The sequence below is a fragment of the Streptomyces sp. NPDC046881 genome, from assembly GCF_040645015.1.
Lineage (GTDB): Bacteria > Actinomycetota > Actinomycetes > Streptomycetales > Streptomycetaceae > Streptomyces.
The window spans coordinates 38804-53084 of sequence record NZ_JBEYXJ010000016.1 but is presented as its reverse complement, the minus strand read 5'-3'; the positions used below and the strand labels follow the sequence as shown (position 1 = coordinate 53084).

Here is a 14281-nt window from a genome sequence, read left to right as displayed (position 1 = left end):
TCCCCTCGTGTCCCAGCCGCGCGTTCCGCGGCCACCGCGTTCCCCCTGGTCAGACCGCATTTCGGTGTTCCAGCGTCCCCAACTGCCCGCCGTGCGTGGCGGTTGGGACGGATCACCTCACAAGCTTCCGTCATCCAATCACCACCGCCACCCGAACACCGAAGGGGCAAGCCGCATGTCCAGCCTCCGCACCTCCCGCACCCGTCTCGCCGGCGCCGCCGCGACCGTCGTTCTCGCCGCGCTCTCCCTGACCGCCTGCCAGGACGGCACAGGCGTCCATGTCTCGGGCACCCCGGCGGCGGCCACCACGACCGCCAACTCCGCGTCCCCCACCGCTTCTGCGGACACTTCCCCCGCCGGCACCGGCTCCTCCGCGCCGCGGGCCGGGGTCACCACCGGCACCGCACACCCCGCCGCGGGCACGCCCACGTCCACGTCCACGGCGAAGGCGCGCGTCCCCTCCGGCAAGCCGGTCACCTGCGAGGGCTCCACCACCAGGACGGTCGCGGCCCCCCTGAACCGCCCGGTGAACCACATGCTGCTCACGGTGACCAACACCGGTCGCGCGACCTGCTACCTGTACGGCTACCCGGCCGTCCGCTTCGGCGAGGCCCAGTCGGTGCCCCCGGTCATCGAGGACTCGAAGCCGCAGGCAGTCGTCACGCTCGAGCCGGGCGAGTCCGGCTACGCCTCCGTGAACCTGTCCGCCACCGACGGCAGCGGCTCGAAAGGCCACACCGTGAACTCCCTGACCGTCTACTTCCAGGGCCGCTCCGGCAACGAGAGCGTCGGCACGGGCGCGCACCCCGCGCTGCCCGCGAAGGGCGTCTACGTCGACGACTCGCTCAAGGTCACCTACTGGCAGCAGTCGATGGACGACGCCGTCCAGTGGTGACGGCGCGGCACCCCTGACTCCGCCGGCACCGGCGGACGGTCCGGGCACGCCTCACCGCGCACGGCGGAAGGCCCAGGTCCCCGACCTGGTCCTTCCCCCTGTCCACCGCGCGCGATGTCAGAAGCCGATGGCCTCGCGCAGCAGCAGGACGGTGCCCCGCCCGGGCTGCGGCTCGGCGTTGAGGACGAGCAGGCGGTTGACCGCGCTCGGCTGCCCGTAGGCCACCTGGGCGCGCGCGGATTCCAGCGGCAGGGCGTGCTCCTCGACCCGGCGCAGCGCGGTGCCGAGGTCGGGCACCACCTTCTGCGCCCCGACGATCCAGATCGCCTTCCCGGCGCCGCCGGCGGAGGCGGGCAGCTGGCTGCCGCTGCCCGAGACGATGACGAGCGAGCCGGTCTCGGTGACGGCCGTGACGCTGGCGACGAAGACGTCGGGGGTGGCCACCAGCCGGCGGATCAGGTCGGACTCGGTGGCGCGGTCCATCGTCACCACACGCGGCCGGACGGCCTCGTAGCGGTCGTCCGTCTCGATGTCGTCCGCGATCCCGGAGAGCCGAAGCGTCTCGCTGGCCCCGGTGAACACGCTCGCGCCCGCCGGGATCAGTTCCCTGACGCGGGCGCGGGCCGACGCGGCGTCGTCGAGCAGTTCGGCGGTGAAGCCGTTGGCCCGCAGCGCCGCGACGGTCCGGTCCAGCCGGTCGGCGGACGCGGGCGCGGCGAAGTCACCGGCCACCTGCGTGGCCGAGGCGTCCGTACCACCGGCGCTCCCTGCCTCACCCGCGTCGTGCGCCCGGGCGTCGGGACCGGGTGCCGAACCGGCCAGCGGGGTGGTGTCGGCGTACCTCACCTCGTAGACCCGCTCGGCGAACCTCCATCCCTCGGCCGTACGGCGGTAAGTGTCGTGGTAGACGGCGAAGTTCTGGCCCGAACGGCCGTCCAGCAGACGGGCGATCTCCTGCATGTAGGTGCGCCCGGCGGCGGTGTCGCCGTCGATCCGGACCGTGCCCGGGTGGCTGTTCTGCACGAAGAAGTCCCACTGGCTCTGCAGGCGTTCGCCTCCGGTCCGGATCTCCTCCCGTCCGGTGAACTCGACCGGGACGTTGGGCATGCGCAGCACACCGTCGGGGGTGAACAGCGCGGCGAGGCGGGCCCGGTCGCGCATCATCACCGCGTCGGTGAACTCGGTGCGCAGCGCCTCGATCTCGACGCGGTCGGCGATCTCCTGGAAGTCGTTCATGCTCGGCGTCCCGTCCTGTGGATGGCGTACTCCTGTTCACCAGTCCGACAACGCAGCCCCGCGGAATGTGAGGCGAGCACCGACCTCACATTCCGCCGCCCTGATCCGTCGTAAGGGGGAGGGAACGAGAACGAGGGAGCCGGAGGACGTATGAACACCCCGTCGGAACAGGCACGGCGGCAGCCGGACGAGCAGCCGGACCCGGGCCTGAGCGCGATCATGAGCGAGCGGCGGCAGCTGCTCAATCTCGCCTACCGGCTGCTCGGGTCGCTGGCCGACGCGGAGGACGTCGTCCAGGAGACCTACACCCGCTGGTACGCGATGTCCCGGGCGGAGCAGGAGGCCATCGAGTCCCCGGGCGCCTGGCTGACCAGGGTGGCCGGCCGCATCTGCCTGAACCTGCTGGGCTCGGCGCGCGCCCGGCGGGAGCAGTACGTCGGTGAATGGATCCCGGAGCCGCTGCCCGACCCGGCCGAGTGGATCGCCGGGGCCGCGGGCGGCGCCGGCGTCGACCCGGCCGACCGGATCACCCTGGACGAGTCGGTGACCATGGCCTTCCTGGTCGTGTTCGAGTCGATGACCCCGGCCGAACGCGTCGCGTTCGTGCTGCACGACGTCTTCCGCTACCCCTTCGCCGAGGTGGCCGAGATCGTCGGCCGCAGCCCGGCGGCCTGCCGGCAGCTGGCGTCCTCGGCCCGCCGCCGCATCACCGCCGAGCGGACCGGGGCGAGCCCGGACGCGGTCCGGCAGGCGCGCGTCGTCCGGCGGTTCAAGGCGGCCTGGGAGGCACAGGACATGGACGCCCTGATCGCCCTGCTCGACCCGGGCGCCACCGCGGTCTCCGACGGCGGCGGCCGCGCCATCGCCCACCTGCTGCCGCTCGAAGGCGCCGAACGGATCGCCCACCTCTACCTGAGGATCGCCCGGTTCGCGCCGCCCCGGACGGTCCTCGAACGCACGGTCAACGGGCTGCCGGGCCTGGTGGTCGAGTCCGGGGGCCGGGTCGAGACGGTGTTCGCCTTCCAGGTCGCCGACGACGACCGGATCACCCGCATCTGGGCCGTACGCAACCCGGCCAAGCTCCGCCCCTGGGGCCTGGGTTGATCACCGGCATATGCTCCGCGTGCCGCATGCACAGCAGATCGAGGGGGCTTTCATGAGCGATTCCGGGCACGCCGAGCTGTTCTTGCGAGTCCCCGCCCGCGCCGTGGTCACGTACCACCTCTCCTGAGACCCGGAGTCCCGGCCGTGCTTTTCGACGTCACCCGCAGCGAACTCGTCGCCCTCTTCGGCGAGGACCGGCTCGCGACCCTGCCCGCCACCGCCTTCCCGCCCGCCGTCGCGGACACCGGGGGCGCCCGCCTCCTGCAGACCGTCGGCGTCCCCACCGGGACGCTCTGGCTGCGTGTGCCCGACGAGGACACCGGTCGGCTGCCCCTCGTCCAGGACGTCGTCGACGTCGAGGACTTCGGGGACTTCGAGGGCTTCGAGGCCGCCGCGGCGGACGCCGGCGGGTGGCCCGTCATCGGCTGGCTGCTCAACGCCCACCTCGCCCTCGATCCCGGGTCCGGCACGGTGTACGCCGTCGACGCCGACGAGGGGACCGTACGGGAACTCCACACGGACGTCTCCTCCCTCGTCCAGGTCACCCTCCGGTTCCAGCGCCTGCTCGAGGAGTTCACCTTCAGCGGCGACGAAGCCGACGAGGAAGCCGACTTCGAACGCCTGGAGCGCGAGACCGAGCGCATCCGTCAGGAGACGAGCGGCATCGACCCGCTCCCCTTCCAGGACGACGAGACCGTCTGGTCGGTGGTCGGCGAGGAGATCGCCGCGGGCCAGCGCTTCAGGGGCGACAGCCCGGGGGCCCGTTCGCTCTACGGCTGACCGCCGGCCGCCTTCCCGCGGACCGGGCCGGCACCGGTGCAGCACGGCCGCACCTCCGCCTCGTCGAACGGGAGTTGCCGCGGCATCGCGCCCGGAAAGACAGGCGTGTCCGCCGGTACAGAGGGCAACCGGAGACCACGGAGAGGTCGCTGAGCGCATCTCCGGTCACGACGGGTGACCGACGGCAGGGAGGTGGATGACGATGTGGTGGGTCTGGCTGGTCGCCCTCGTCGCGGCGGTGGCATTGCTCGCCGGGGCGATGGTCCTCGTTCAGGCGCGACGCCGGTCGGGGACGGTGATCGCGGTCAACCGCGGGCGCGCCGGCCGGGGAGGCGATCGGTGAACTCCCTCGTACTCGCCTCCGAACTGTCCGGACGCGTGGTGGTGACCCTCGGCGGGGAGGCGGTGGCGCAGATCAAGGACGTCGTCTTCGACGGCCCGGCGGGCCGGATCACCGGTTTCACCCTGAGCGGGCGCGGCCTGCTGGCCGGGCCGCTGAAACAGAGCCTTCCCTTCTCCCGGGTGCACGCGGTCGGGCCGTCGGCGGTGATGATCGTCAGCCAGGCTCTCTTCGAGGACCGGGACGCCGTCGTCGGACGCGGCGAAGCCGATCGCGGCCGGGTCCTGGGCGCTCCGGTCCTCACCGAGGAGGGCACCGACATCGGCACCGTGGCGGACGTGGTGATCGAGACGGGGACGAGCGGCCGGGTGGTCGGCTTCGAGGTCGCCGCCAACGACAACCTCGACCCGCAGCACCGCAGGGTGTTCGTGCCGCGCGGCCAGTCACTGGCCGTCTCCGGGCAGGCCCTCGTCGTGCCCGCGCAGGCACAGCGCTTCGTCGCCGACGACCTGCCCAGCTTCGCCGCCCAGGTCGAAGCCTTCCTCACTCACATGCGGCACCGCTGACCGCGCCGCCCCGCCGACGAAGGAGGACCCGCGATGCTCTTCTCCCAGGCCTTCGGCCTGCCGGTCGTCACAGCCGACGACGCGACCACCGTGGGCAAGGTGGCCGACCTGACCGTCGACGCGGACAACGCCACGGTGGCCGCGGTACGGCTGTCCGGAGCGACCGACCGCGCCGAAGCGCTGGCATGGACCGCCGTGGACACGGTGGGCTCGGACGCCGTGATCGTCCGCTCCCGCGTCACGGCCGAGCAGGGGCACGACCGGGTCCCCGCCCATCACCGGATCCTCGGGAGCCGGGTCCTGACCGAGCACGGCGTCGAGCACGGAACGGTCAGGGACGTCGCCTTCGACCCCGTGTCCGGTCGCATCCTCACCCTCTACACGGCCCTCGGCGAGATCACCGGCACACGCCTGATGGGCCTCGGCTCCTATGCCGCGGTGGTACGCGCCGAACCCGCCTGAGAACAGCCGCGGCTCATCGAGCCGCCGCGGATCCGCCGGGCCGGCTGGTTCCCGGCCCGGTCGGGGTGCCCGGCGGGCACAGGAACGCCTTGTCGGCCAGGCTCGTGTCCAGCCGGCAGGTGGGGCCGAGCACGCGGCCGTTCGTGGTGCGGAAGGGGAGGACCCAGGTGTTCGCGGCGGAGCCGTAGCCGAGGTCCGCGTACCCGAAGACGCCCGTGCCCCCGCGGGGCCCACCGTCTGGGTGATCGACTGGTGGACGGGCTGCGCCGGGGTGCCGACCGGCTGGCCGAGGACCAGGAGGTCGTCCGGGCCGTTGTCCGGTGGTCCGCCCGAGGAGCCCACGGTCAGTCCTCGTGTCCTCCTGGCACCGGACCGTTGTCAGTGCCGCCCGCTAGGTTGCCTGGTGGAGAGAGACCGGTCAGAGAACCTTCGAGGTCCGCGGTCAAGGGGGGTGGGCACAAAGGTCCCCGGGAGCCACCTCGGGACTGTGTTGCAGGCCGTGGACCCCACCCCCCTCATCTTCACTGAGGCGGCCGTACGGGAAGGCTTTACTCTTCCCAGGCGGGATCAGGCGACGGGCGCCACACGGACCCCCGGCCACTGCCTCGGCCCACCGCTCTCCCCAGTCCCGCGAACGCCACTACGGGCCCCCGGCCGCGAACGGCGCCCGGCCCCGGCGGTCCAGGGAGCGGGAGCTACTCGCGTTTCCCGCCGCTTCCGCCGCTCCCGCCGTTCCCGCTCCCGCTGCTCCGGCCGCTTCCGTCGCCTCCCGCGCTTCCGCCGCCGCCCACCTGGCCGTCCCCCGCGTTGTCCGTGCCACCGGAGCCGTTGCCGGATCTGTCGTTGTCCGAGGCACCGGCATTCCCCGTCGTGCCGTTGCCGCCGACCGCGCCGCCGTTGCCGGACTCGTCCGCGCCGACGGACCTGCTCGGCTTGGCCGTGGCCCGCGCCAGTTGCTCCGAGCAGTACGCGGTGACCTTGTCCTTCCCGCCGGCGGCTGCGACGAGTCGCCGCCAGGCAGTCGCATCGAGCGCCTTGCCGCGGTCCTCGAGCTGTTCGTAGGCGCGGCAGTGGGCTTCGGTGTCCTGGGCGGGGGCCGGACGGTCCGTCGCGCCGGGGCCGGTGGACGGCGTTGACGAAGCCCTTCCGCCGGGATGGTCCGGTGCCACCGCCGACGGGCGCGCGCTCGGCCGGCCGACACCGTCATCCTCCGTGGACGAGCCGGCGGAACCGATGGCCGCGACCGCGACTCCGCCCAGGGCGAGGCTGGCGAAGACCGCGCCGAACGTCATGTTGACAGACCGGCGGGCACGCCGTTGCGCGGCCGGACGCCAGTCGTCCCGGCGCCGGGTAGGCGCGGCGGGTACGCCCGCGGCGTAGGTGTCCCGGAAGGCGGCCAGGGCTCGCTGCTCGGCCTCGGGGTCGAGGCCGCCGTCGCGTATGACGGAGGCCAGCACCGTTTCCAGGGGGGCGGTGTCAGGCGCGACCCACGGTCCGGACCCGGCGTCGTCGCCAGGGTGCACACGTCTGCGGCCCCGAACCCCGTTGCCGCTCAGCCGTTCACCCATGTCCGATTCCGTTCTTGTCCGACAGTCCTGGTTCGGTCGGCGTTCTGCGTCTGATGCCTTTCCGCCCGCCCAATGTCGCCGTTGCCGTTCATTTCGACTCCCCCAGCGCTCTGGGGGCCACATCCGTCACACCCTCGCCCGACTCACCGCTGATGCCCAGCTGCCTGGCCAGGCGTTTCAGGCCGCGGTGGGCGGCAGTACGTACCGCTCCCGGGCGTTTGCCGAGGACGCGTGCGGCGGCGGGACCGTCCAGGCCGATGACGACCCGCAGGAGCACGGCCTCGGCCTGGTCCTGCGGCAGCCCGCGGACCAGTTCCAGGGCCCGCTCGGTGGAGAGGGACTCCAGGACCTGGTCATGGGTGTCGTGGGGGCTGGGCAGGTGCAGTAGGTCCTGTTCGGTCCCGCCGGCCCGGGGACGCACGCGCTGGCGACGCACGTGGTCCAGTGCCCGGTGCCGGGCGATGGTCGCGGTCCAGCCGCGGAACCCGGCCCCGTCCCCCTGGAAACGCCCGAGGTCACGGGCTATCTCCAGCCAGGCGTCGGAGGCCACGTCCTCCGCGTCCTCGCCGACGAGCCCGCGCAGGTAGCCGAGCAGACCCGGCTGCACGATCCGGTAGGCGACCGCGAAAGCCGTCTCGTCGCCGCCCTGGGCCCGCGCGACGGCCGCGCCCAATTCCCCGTCGTACGCCTGTACGCGCCGGGGTTGCCGTACCTGGCCCAAGACTGTCCTCGTTCGTACCTGATTCACAGCGAGTCCGTGCTGTCCGCCGCGCTTCGGTCGCAGCGACGGCCCCCACGGTGATCAGCGTCCGTCCTCACAGAAGTGTCACAGCGCACCAGTGATCCCTCACGTAGTCGGCGCCGAGACCGGTACGCGTTCCGGCCGGGTGACGTTTCACGCCGTCCGTGCGCTGGCTGGTACGGGTCGCGGTGTTGCACCGCACGAGGCGACCGCCCGTCGGCGCCGTGACCCACCCCCGGATCTCTCTCCGTGCCGTCGCCACTCCCCCCGTGAACGGCACGGAGAGGGACGGGGTGACCGGAATCCCGGCCACTGCCCGGGATTCCGGTCACCCCCGAACCGGTCGGACCGGCGGCGGTCGCTCGGGTGAGGAACGGTTCCGTCGGACCTGTGATGCTTCGGCCTTCTCGTGCGCTCCCTCTGGCATGAGTACGAATCTCCGCCTGCTGGCGGTGCCGCCTCCGGCACTGCGCAACAGCGCGACCTGGCTCGAGCGGCTGTTCGGGGACGAGGCGGACGCCTTCCGGCACCGGGAGGAGGTGCTGGACAAGCACTACCTCGACCAGGAACGCATCTACGCCGGTACTCCCGCGCAGCGAGCCGGGGACCGGCCCCGGAGCCAGGTGGTGCTCGGCGGCCGGCCCCTGTTCCGGCCCGATCGCCACAAGCCGCCGTTCCTGGTGCTGACGGCGGCCCAGGCGCGGGGGGTGGCCGAGTTCCTGACGACGGCCGACTTCTGCGCCCTGTGGGCGTGCGCCCGTGACGAGCTGCTGTCACGCCACGGCGGTCCGGCCGCGGAACCCGAGACACGGGGTGCGTTCGCTGCGGTACACCAGGAGCTGCGGGCGTTCTACGCACAGACGGCCGCCTCCGGGGACGCCGTGGTGAAGGCGTTGGCCGCCTGAGGCACGGAGCACGGGGAGCCGCCCCTCGCCCGCGTGCCCCGCCGGTCCCACGAGGCTCAGGTGTAACACTTCCGGCCACGAGCGCTCTTTCCATGGGGACGACCACGTCGGTCGGCCAGGACAGGGGACACGGCTCGTGCAGTGGACGGACGGAAGAGGCGAGACGTACGGCGAGGACCCGTATGGCGGCGCCGGGTACGCGCATGCCTACGGCCACGAGTACGGCAGCGGCCCTACGACCGGCACGGCCACGCCGACCGGAGACCTGGTGCACTTCGCGGAGTGGACGCATCCCGCGGCCCACACCCCGGCCATGGCGCCCGGCCCCCGAATTTCCGCGGACCCCCTCCTCGCCGCGGACCCCCTCGACGCCACGTATCCCCGCCGCCCCGGTATGCCTCTCCACGCGGCCGGGTCGAGTCCCGCCGCGTCCCCCTGGGACCTGCCGTATGACTCCCCCCACGGGGACGTGCTCACCGTGCCGCTTCCGGAGCCGGACACACCCGGCCCTCCCGGACCAGGCACGCGGACAGGGGAGAGCGGGCCGGTGCGGGCCGTCTTCGTCGATCCCTCGGGCCGGCGCCAGCGCCGTGTGCTCCGCGCCGCCCGGCTGCTGATGATCCCCGCGGGCGTCTACGTCACCGTGCTGATCGGCACGGTGCTGGGCGGTCCCAGCATCAGCTCTCCGTTCGTCCCGCGGGCGGACTCCACGGGCCCGGCCCCGCCGAGGGCGACCGCCTCCGACTCCTCGCCCGGCACCGGACACTCCGCAGTGAGCGCGAGCCCCACCGCAGCGGACAAGGTCTCCGGCCCCGCGGCGCGGAGGACCACCGGTACCAGCCCCGCTGACCGGTCGGCCGCCCCCACCGCCTCCGCGGCCTCGTCCCCGACCACCGTCGCGCCCGCCGGAAGTCCCGCCCCGGCACCGACCGCCATCCACGGCACCCGCGGACACGCGGTCGGCGCGTCCCACAAGCCCGTGAAGTGAACCAGGTTCCCGACGTGTCCGAACGCCGCCGCAAACCTCCTGCTCGCCGCCATGGCCGCCCCCGCGGGACCACCACCACTCCCCGGACCCACTGGCTGCTGCTGAGCGTGCTCGCGGTGACCCTGTCGTCGGCCCTCCTGCTGCAGGGCTACACCCACCACATGTTCGGAATCACCTCGGACGCGGTGTCCGGCGCCCGAGGCCGGAGCGAGGCGGTGCCCAGCGAGGTGACCCACGGCGGTCCCGTGATCGCGAACGCCGCCACGTCCCCGCACACCGCCCGGGTGAAAGACCGCACTCTCGCACTGACCTTCGATGACGGCCCCGACCCCGTCTGGACGCCGCGCATCCTGGACGTGCTGCGCCGCAACCACGTGCACGCGACCTTCTTCGTCGTCGGCACACAGGCCGTGGCCCACCCGGAGCTGGTCCGCCGGATCGTCGCCGAAGGCCACCAGATCGGCATCCACACCTTCACCCATCCCGACCTGTCCCACCTCGCCCCGTGGCAGCGTGCCCTGGAGCTGCGCGAGACGCAGCTGGCGTTGGCCGGCACCGCGGGGGTCACCAGCGCGTTGCTCAGGCCGCCGTACTCGTCCGGGAGCGCCGCACTGGACGACTCCGACTGGTCCGTCCTCGAGCAGGCCGACGCGGCGGGCTATGTCACCGTCCTGTCCACTCGGGACGCCGAGGACTGGCGGCGTCCCGGTACGGACCGCATCCTCGCCCGTGCGACACCGCGCGGCCACGCCGGGCAGATCGTGCTGATGCACGACGGCGGCGGTGACCGCTCGCAGACCGTCGCCGCGCTGGGCGCCCTGGTCCCACGGCTCAAGGCACAGGGCTTCCGGTTTGCGACGGTCGGTACCGCGGTCGGCATGGCCGAGCCCGTCCAGCCGGCCGGTCCGGCCGACCGTCTGCAGGGGATGGCCTTCGTCAGCGTGCTGCAGGCCGGCGACTGGGTCGTAACGCTGCTGGGCGTACTGATGTACGCGGCCGGGGCGATCAGCACGCTGCGCGCGGCGGTCCTGCTGATCGCGGCCCGCCGGCACCGCAGACTGCGGACGAGGAGGCGGGGCCGGTCCTGGGGCCCGCCGGTGACCGAACCGGTCAGCGTCATCGTCCCCGCGTACAACGAGAGCGCCGGGATCGAGGCGGCCGTACGCTCGCTGCTCGCCTCGGACCATCCGGTGGAGATCATCGTGGTGGACGACGGTTCGACCGACGGCACCGCCGATCTCGTGGAGTCGCTCCACCTGCCCGTACGGGTGATCCGGCAGTCGAACTCGGGCAAGCCCGCGGCACTCAACGCCGGACTCGCGGCGGCCACCTTCGACCTGGTGGTCATGGTCGACGGCGACACGGTCTTCGAACCCGACACGGTCCGCACGATCGTGCAGCCCTTCGCCGACGCCCGCGTGGGCGCCGTCTCGGGCAACGCCAAGGTCGTCAACCGCGGCGGGCTGCTGGGCCGTTGGCAGCACATCGAGTACGTGGTCGGCTTCAATCTCGACCGCCGCCTGTTCGACCTCGCCGAATGCATGCCCACCGTGCCCGGGGCGGTCGGCGCGTTCCGCCGCCGGGCGCTGCTGGCCCTCGGCGGCGTCAGCGACGTCACCCTCGCCGAGGACACCGATCTCACCATGGCGCTGTGCCGCGCGGGTTGGCGCGTGGTGTACGAGGAGGGCGCGGTGGCCTGGACCGAGGCCCCCGCGTCGCTGAACGCCCTGTGGCGGCAGCGGTACCGCTGGTGCTACGGCACCCTGCAGGCGATGTGGAAGCATCGCGGCGCGCTGGTGCAGCGCGGTGCGGCCGGAAAACTGGGCCGCAGGGGACTCGTCTACCTGCTCCTCTTCCAGGTGCTGCTGCCCCTGCTCGCACCCGTGGTGGACATCTTCGCCCTCTACGGGCTGCTCTTCCTGGACCCGCTGCGGATCACCGGGCTGTGGCTGGCCTTCCTGCTGCTGCAACTCCTGATGGGCCTGTACGCGTTCCGGCTGGACGGGGAACGGCCCGGCCCGCTGTGGAGCCTGCCGCTCCAGCAGTTCGTCTACCGGCAGCTGATGTACCTGGTGGTGATCCAGTCCGTCTTCACCGCCGTCTCGGGGGCCCGGCTGCGGTGGCAGCGCATGGAGCGGTACGGCAGCCTGCGCGCGCCCGCGGGTTCCGCCCCCCTTCAGCAGCCGGCCCCGCACGACACCACGCAGTGGTACTGAGAGGACAGGGATCCGAAGACATGAGCGGACACCGGCGCCGACCGCCGCAGCGTTCCGGCCGAGGGAGGCGGGCGACCCAGCAGAAACGTTGGATCGACTACCCGCGCCGGGGCCGGACCGGTCCGCGCCGCTGGCTGCCGTCCATCCGCCAGCTGCTGGCACTCCTCCTGCTCTTCCTCGGCGGCACGACAGCCGCCGTCGGCTACGCCTACGCCACGGTCACCATCCCCGACCCGAACCCCACGACGCTGTTGCAGAACAACGTCTACTACTGGTCGGACGGCACGGTCCTGGCGACCGACGGCAGCGTCAACCGCCAGAACGTCAGCCTGGCGCAGGTACCCAAGGACGTGCAGGGAGCCTTCATCGCCGCGGAGAACGCCTCCTTCTACACCGACCCGGGCGTCGACCCGCAGGGCATCCTGCGCGCCGTCGTCCACATGGCCCGGGGCGACTCCGTCCAGTCCGGCTCGACGATCACCCAGCAGTTCGTCAAGAACACCTACCTCGACCAGTCCCAGACCCTCTCCCGCAAGTTCAAGGAACTGCTGATCTCATCCAAGATCGGCGCATCCATGAGCAAGCAGGAGATCCTCCAGGGCTATCTGAACACCTGCTACTTCGGCCGCCAGGCCAACGGCGTCCAGGCCGCCGCCCGCATGTACTACGGCCTGCCGGTGGAGAAGCTCGATGCCGGCCAGGGAGCCTTCCTCGCCGCCGCGGTCAACGAGCCGAGCCTCTTCCAGTACGCCGACTCCGACCCCACGGCCAGGAGCCGGGCGGAGGCACGCTGGTCCTGGGTGCTGGACCGGATGGTGAAGACCGGCATACTGACCCCGCAGCAGCGCGCCCGGTACACGGCCGCGGGCTTCCCGGCACCCAGGAAGTGGACGCCCGGCTCGGGGCTCACCGGCCAGACCGGCTACCTGGTCCAACTGGCCAGGTCGTACGCCCAGACGCACGACCGCACCATCACCGACAGCAGCCTGAGCCGGGGCGGGTACCAGATCCACACCACCTTCGACAGGAAGAGGACGACGGAACTGGCCCGCGCCGTCGAGGCGGTCCGCAAGCGCCGCCTCGACCCCGCCCACCGGCCCGTCGACCGGAACGTCCAGGTCGGAGCCGCCTCGGTGGAGCCCGGGACCGGCAGGATCCTGGCCGTCTACGGCGGTCCCGGCTTCGACCGGGCCCACTACTCGGACAACGCCGACACCTCGGGCGTCCCGGTGGGCTCGACCTTCAAACCCGTCGTCCTCGCCGCCGCGCTCCGGCACGGGGCCGTACTGCAACCCGGCGAGCCCCCGGCACCGATCACCCCGGCCAGCAAGTTCAACGGTGACGACGGCATCAAAATCAAGGACCAGCAGGGCGACTACGTCACGGACGACAAGGACCCCACCGGCCTCCTCCACCAGCGCAACGACACCACGCAGCGCTGGGGGTACATCTCCCTGCGCAAGGCGATGGAGCAGTCCGTCAACACGCCGTACGTGCAACTGGGAGAGGACATCGGGTACCGGAACGTGGCGAACACGGCGCAGGCCCTGGGCCTGCGCCCCGGCAGCCTGGCCGCCCCCAGCGCCGGCTTCTACATCGGCACCTCGACACCGAGCGCCATCCGTATGGCAGGCGTCTACGCCACCTTCGCCGCCTCCGGTCTGCAGGCCAGTCCGTACTCGGTGACCAAGGTGACCCACAACGGCTCGACGCTGCCGGGCTTCACCGCCCCCGCCCCCGTACGCGCCCTGCCGACGGCGGTCGCCGACAACGTGACCGACGTACTGCGCGGCGTCACGGAGCGGGGTACCGGCACCAAGGCCCAGGCCCTCGGCCGGCCCGCCGCGGGCAAGACGGGAACCACCGACGACTACCGCTCGGCCTGGTTCATCGGCTACACCCCGCAGCTCTCCACCTCCGTCCTCCTCTTCCGGGAGGACCCGAAACACCCCGAGCTGCAGTCCATGGCAGGCGTCGGCGGCCTGCGGAAGGTGTTCGGCGGCGACATCCCCACCGAGATCTGGACCCGCTACATGCGCGACGCCCTCGCCTCCCTGCCCATCGCCCCCTTCCCGGCACCCGCCCCCCTCGGCCACGGCACCGACCAGCCCGGTGCTCCGTCCCCCTCCCCCTCCCCCTCACCCTCGGCGACACCCGACAAGCGGCCAGGCAAGATCGACAAGAGGACGACCGCCACCCCCGCACCCGGCGCACCCACGCCCCGCACCAAGTGCCGGGGCCACAGGTGCCGGTGACCGCATGCCGGCGACCGCGGGTCTTCACCGGCACCGCGGAGCCCGATGGCGAGGACATCCACAGACGGCCCGCAGAACTGGACTGGACCATGTCTCAGCCGAGCCCCGCACGACACCGCGGCCGCTCGTCAGCGGTGGCAAGCCGCGTCGACGGGGTTCACGATGGAGGAAGCGCCTGATGGAAAGCCACAAAAGATCACCGGGCTGGACTGGTCACCTTCGTG

13 protein-coding genes are annotated in these 14281 nt (G+C 72.4%); 10 read left to right on the top strand and 3 right to left on the bottom strand.

Annotated features, from left to right (window positions below; translation table 11 throughout):
• The first annotated feature begins 175 nt into the window (after positions 1–175).
• The gene (locus tag ABZ923_RS11110; RefSeq protein WP_361469704.1) at positions 176–895 is read left to right on the top strand and encodes a DUF4232 domain-containing protein; all 720 of its coding nucleotides are present in this window, start codon (positions 176–178) and stop codon (positions 893–895) included.
• Positions 896–1012: 117 nt separating this feature from the next.
• Here the strand turns inward: ABZ923_RS11110 and ABZ923_RS11105 are convergent, their stop codons facing one another.
• Positions 1013–2131, bottom strand: a complete 1119-nt coding sequence (locus ABZ923_RS11105) for an LUD domain-containing protein (protein ID WP_361469701.1) — start codon at positions 2129–2131, stop codon at positions 1013–1015.
• Between the two features lie 150 nt (positions 2132–2281).
• Between ABZ923_RS11105 and sigJ the strand changes: the two genes are divergently transcribed.
• The 5 genes from sigJ (at position 2282) to ABZ923_RS11080 (ending at position 5383) form a co-directional block, all read left to right on the top strand.
• The gene (gene sigJ / locus ABZ923_RS11100; RefSeq protein ID WP_361469698.1) at positions 2282–3235 is read left to right on the top strand and encodes an RNA polymerase sigma factor SigJ; all 954 of its coding nucleotides are present in this window, start codon (positions 2282–2284) and stop codon (positions 3233–3235) included.
• A gap of 144 nt (positions 3236–3379) precedes the next feature.
• Positions 3380–4015, top strand: a complete 636-nt coding sequence (locus ABZ923_RS11095; RefSeq protein WP_361469695.1) for an SUKH-4 family immunity protein — start codon at positions 3380–3382, stop codon at positions 4013–4015.
• A 196-nt stretch (positions 4016–4211) separates the two neighbouring features.
• Positions 4212–4358 (top strand): hypothetical protein, encoded by a 147-nt coding sequence (locus ABZ923_RS11090; RefSeq protein WP_361469692.1) that lies wholly within the window; start codon positions 4212–4214, stop codon positions 4356–4358.
• Complete coding sequence (locus ABZ923_RS11085) at positions 4355–4921, top strand: PRC-barrel domain-containing protein (protein WP_361469689.1); 567 nt, start codon at positions 4355–4357, stop codon at positions 4919–4921. Before ABZ923_RS11090 ends, ABZ923_RS11085 begins: the two co-directional genes overlap by 4 nt.
• Positions 4922–4954: 33 nt before the next feature.
• Positions 4955–5383: a PRC-barrel domain-containing protein gene (locus ABZ923_RS11080; RefSeq protein WP_361469686.1), complete on the top strand. Its 429-nt coding sequence runs from the start codon at positions 4955–4957 to the stop codon at positions 5381–5383.
• Between the two features lie 695 nt (positions 5384–6078).
• Here ABZ923_RS11080 and ABZ923_RS11075 read toward each other — a convergent pair.
• Positions 6079–6840 carry a hypothetical protein gene (locus tag ABZ923_RS11075; RefSeq protein ID WP_361469683.1) on the bottom strand — a complete coding sequence of 254 codons (762 nt, stop codon included), beginning with the start codon at positions 6838–6840 and terminating at the stop codon, positions 6079–6081.
• 199 nt (positions 6841–7039) lie between these two features.
• Positions 7040–7672, bottom strand: a complete 633-nt coding sequence (locus ABZ923_RS11070; protein WP_361469680.1) for an RNA polymerase sigma factor — start codon at positions 7670–7672, stop codon at positions 7040–7042.
• A gap of 446 nt (positions 7673–8118) precedes the next feature.
• Here ABZ923_RS11070 and ABZ923_RS11065 point away from each other — a divergent pair, with 446 nt between their 5' ends.
• From ABZ923_RS11065 to ABZ923_RS11050, 4 genes are all read left to right on the top strand, one after another.
• On the top strand, positions 8119–8598 hold the full coding sequence (locus ABZ923_RS11065; protein ID WP_361469677.1) for a DUF1877 family protein: 480 nt from the start codon (positions 8119–8121) through the stop codon (positions 8596–8598).
• 136 nt (positions 8599–8734) lie between these two features.
• Positions 8735–9586 carry a hypothetical protein gene (locus ABZ923_RS11060; RefSeq protein WP_361469674.1) on the top strand — a complete coding sequence of 284 codons (852 nt, stop codon included), beginning with the start codon at positions 8735–8737 and terminating at the stop codon, positions 9584–9586.
• 14 nt (positions 9587–9600) lie between these two features.
• Positions 9601–11802: a bifunctional polysaccharide deacetylase/glycosyltransferase family 2 protein gene (locus ABZ923_RS11055; protein WP_361469671.1), complete on the top strand. Its 2202-nt coding sequence runs from the start codon at positions 9601–9603 to the stop codon at positions 11800–11802.
• Between the two features lie 20 nt (positions 11803–11822).
• The gene (locus ABZ923_RS11050) at positions 11823–14057 is read left to right on the top strand and encodes a transglycosylase domain-containing protein (protein WP_361469668.1); all 2235 of its coding nucleotides are present in this window, start codon (positions 11823–11825) and stop codon (positions 14055–14057) included.
• Positions 14058–14281: the final 224 nt, after the last annotated feature.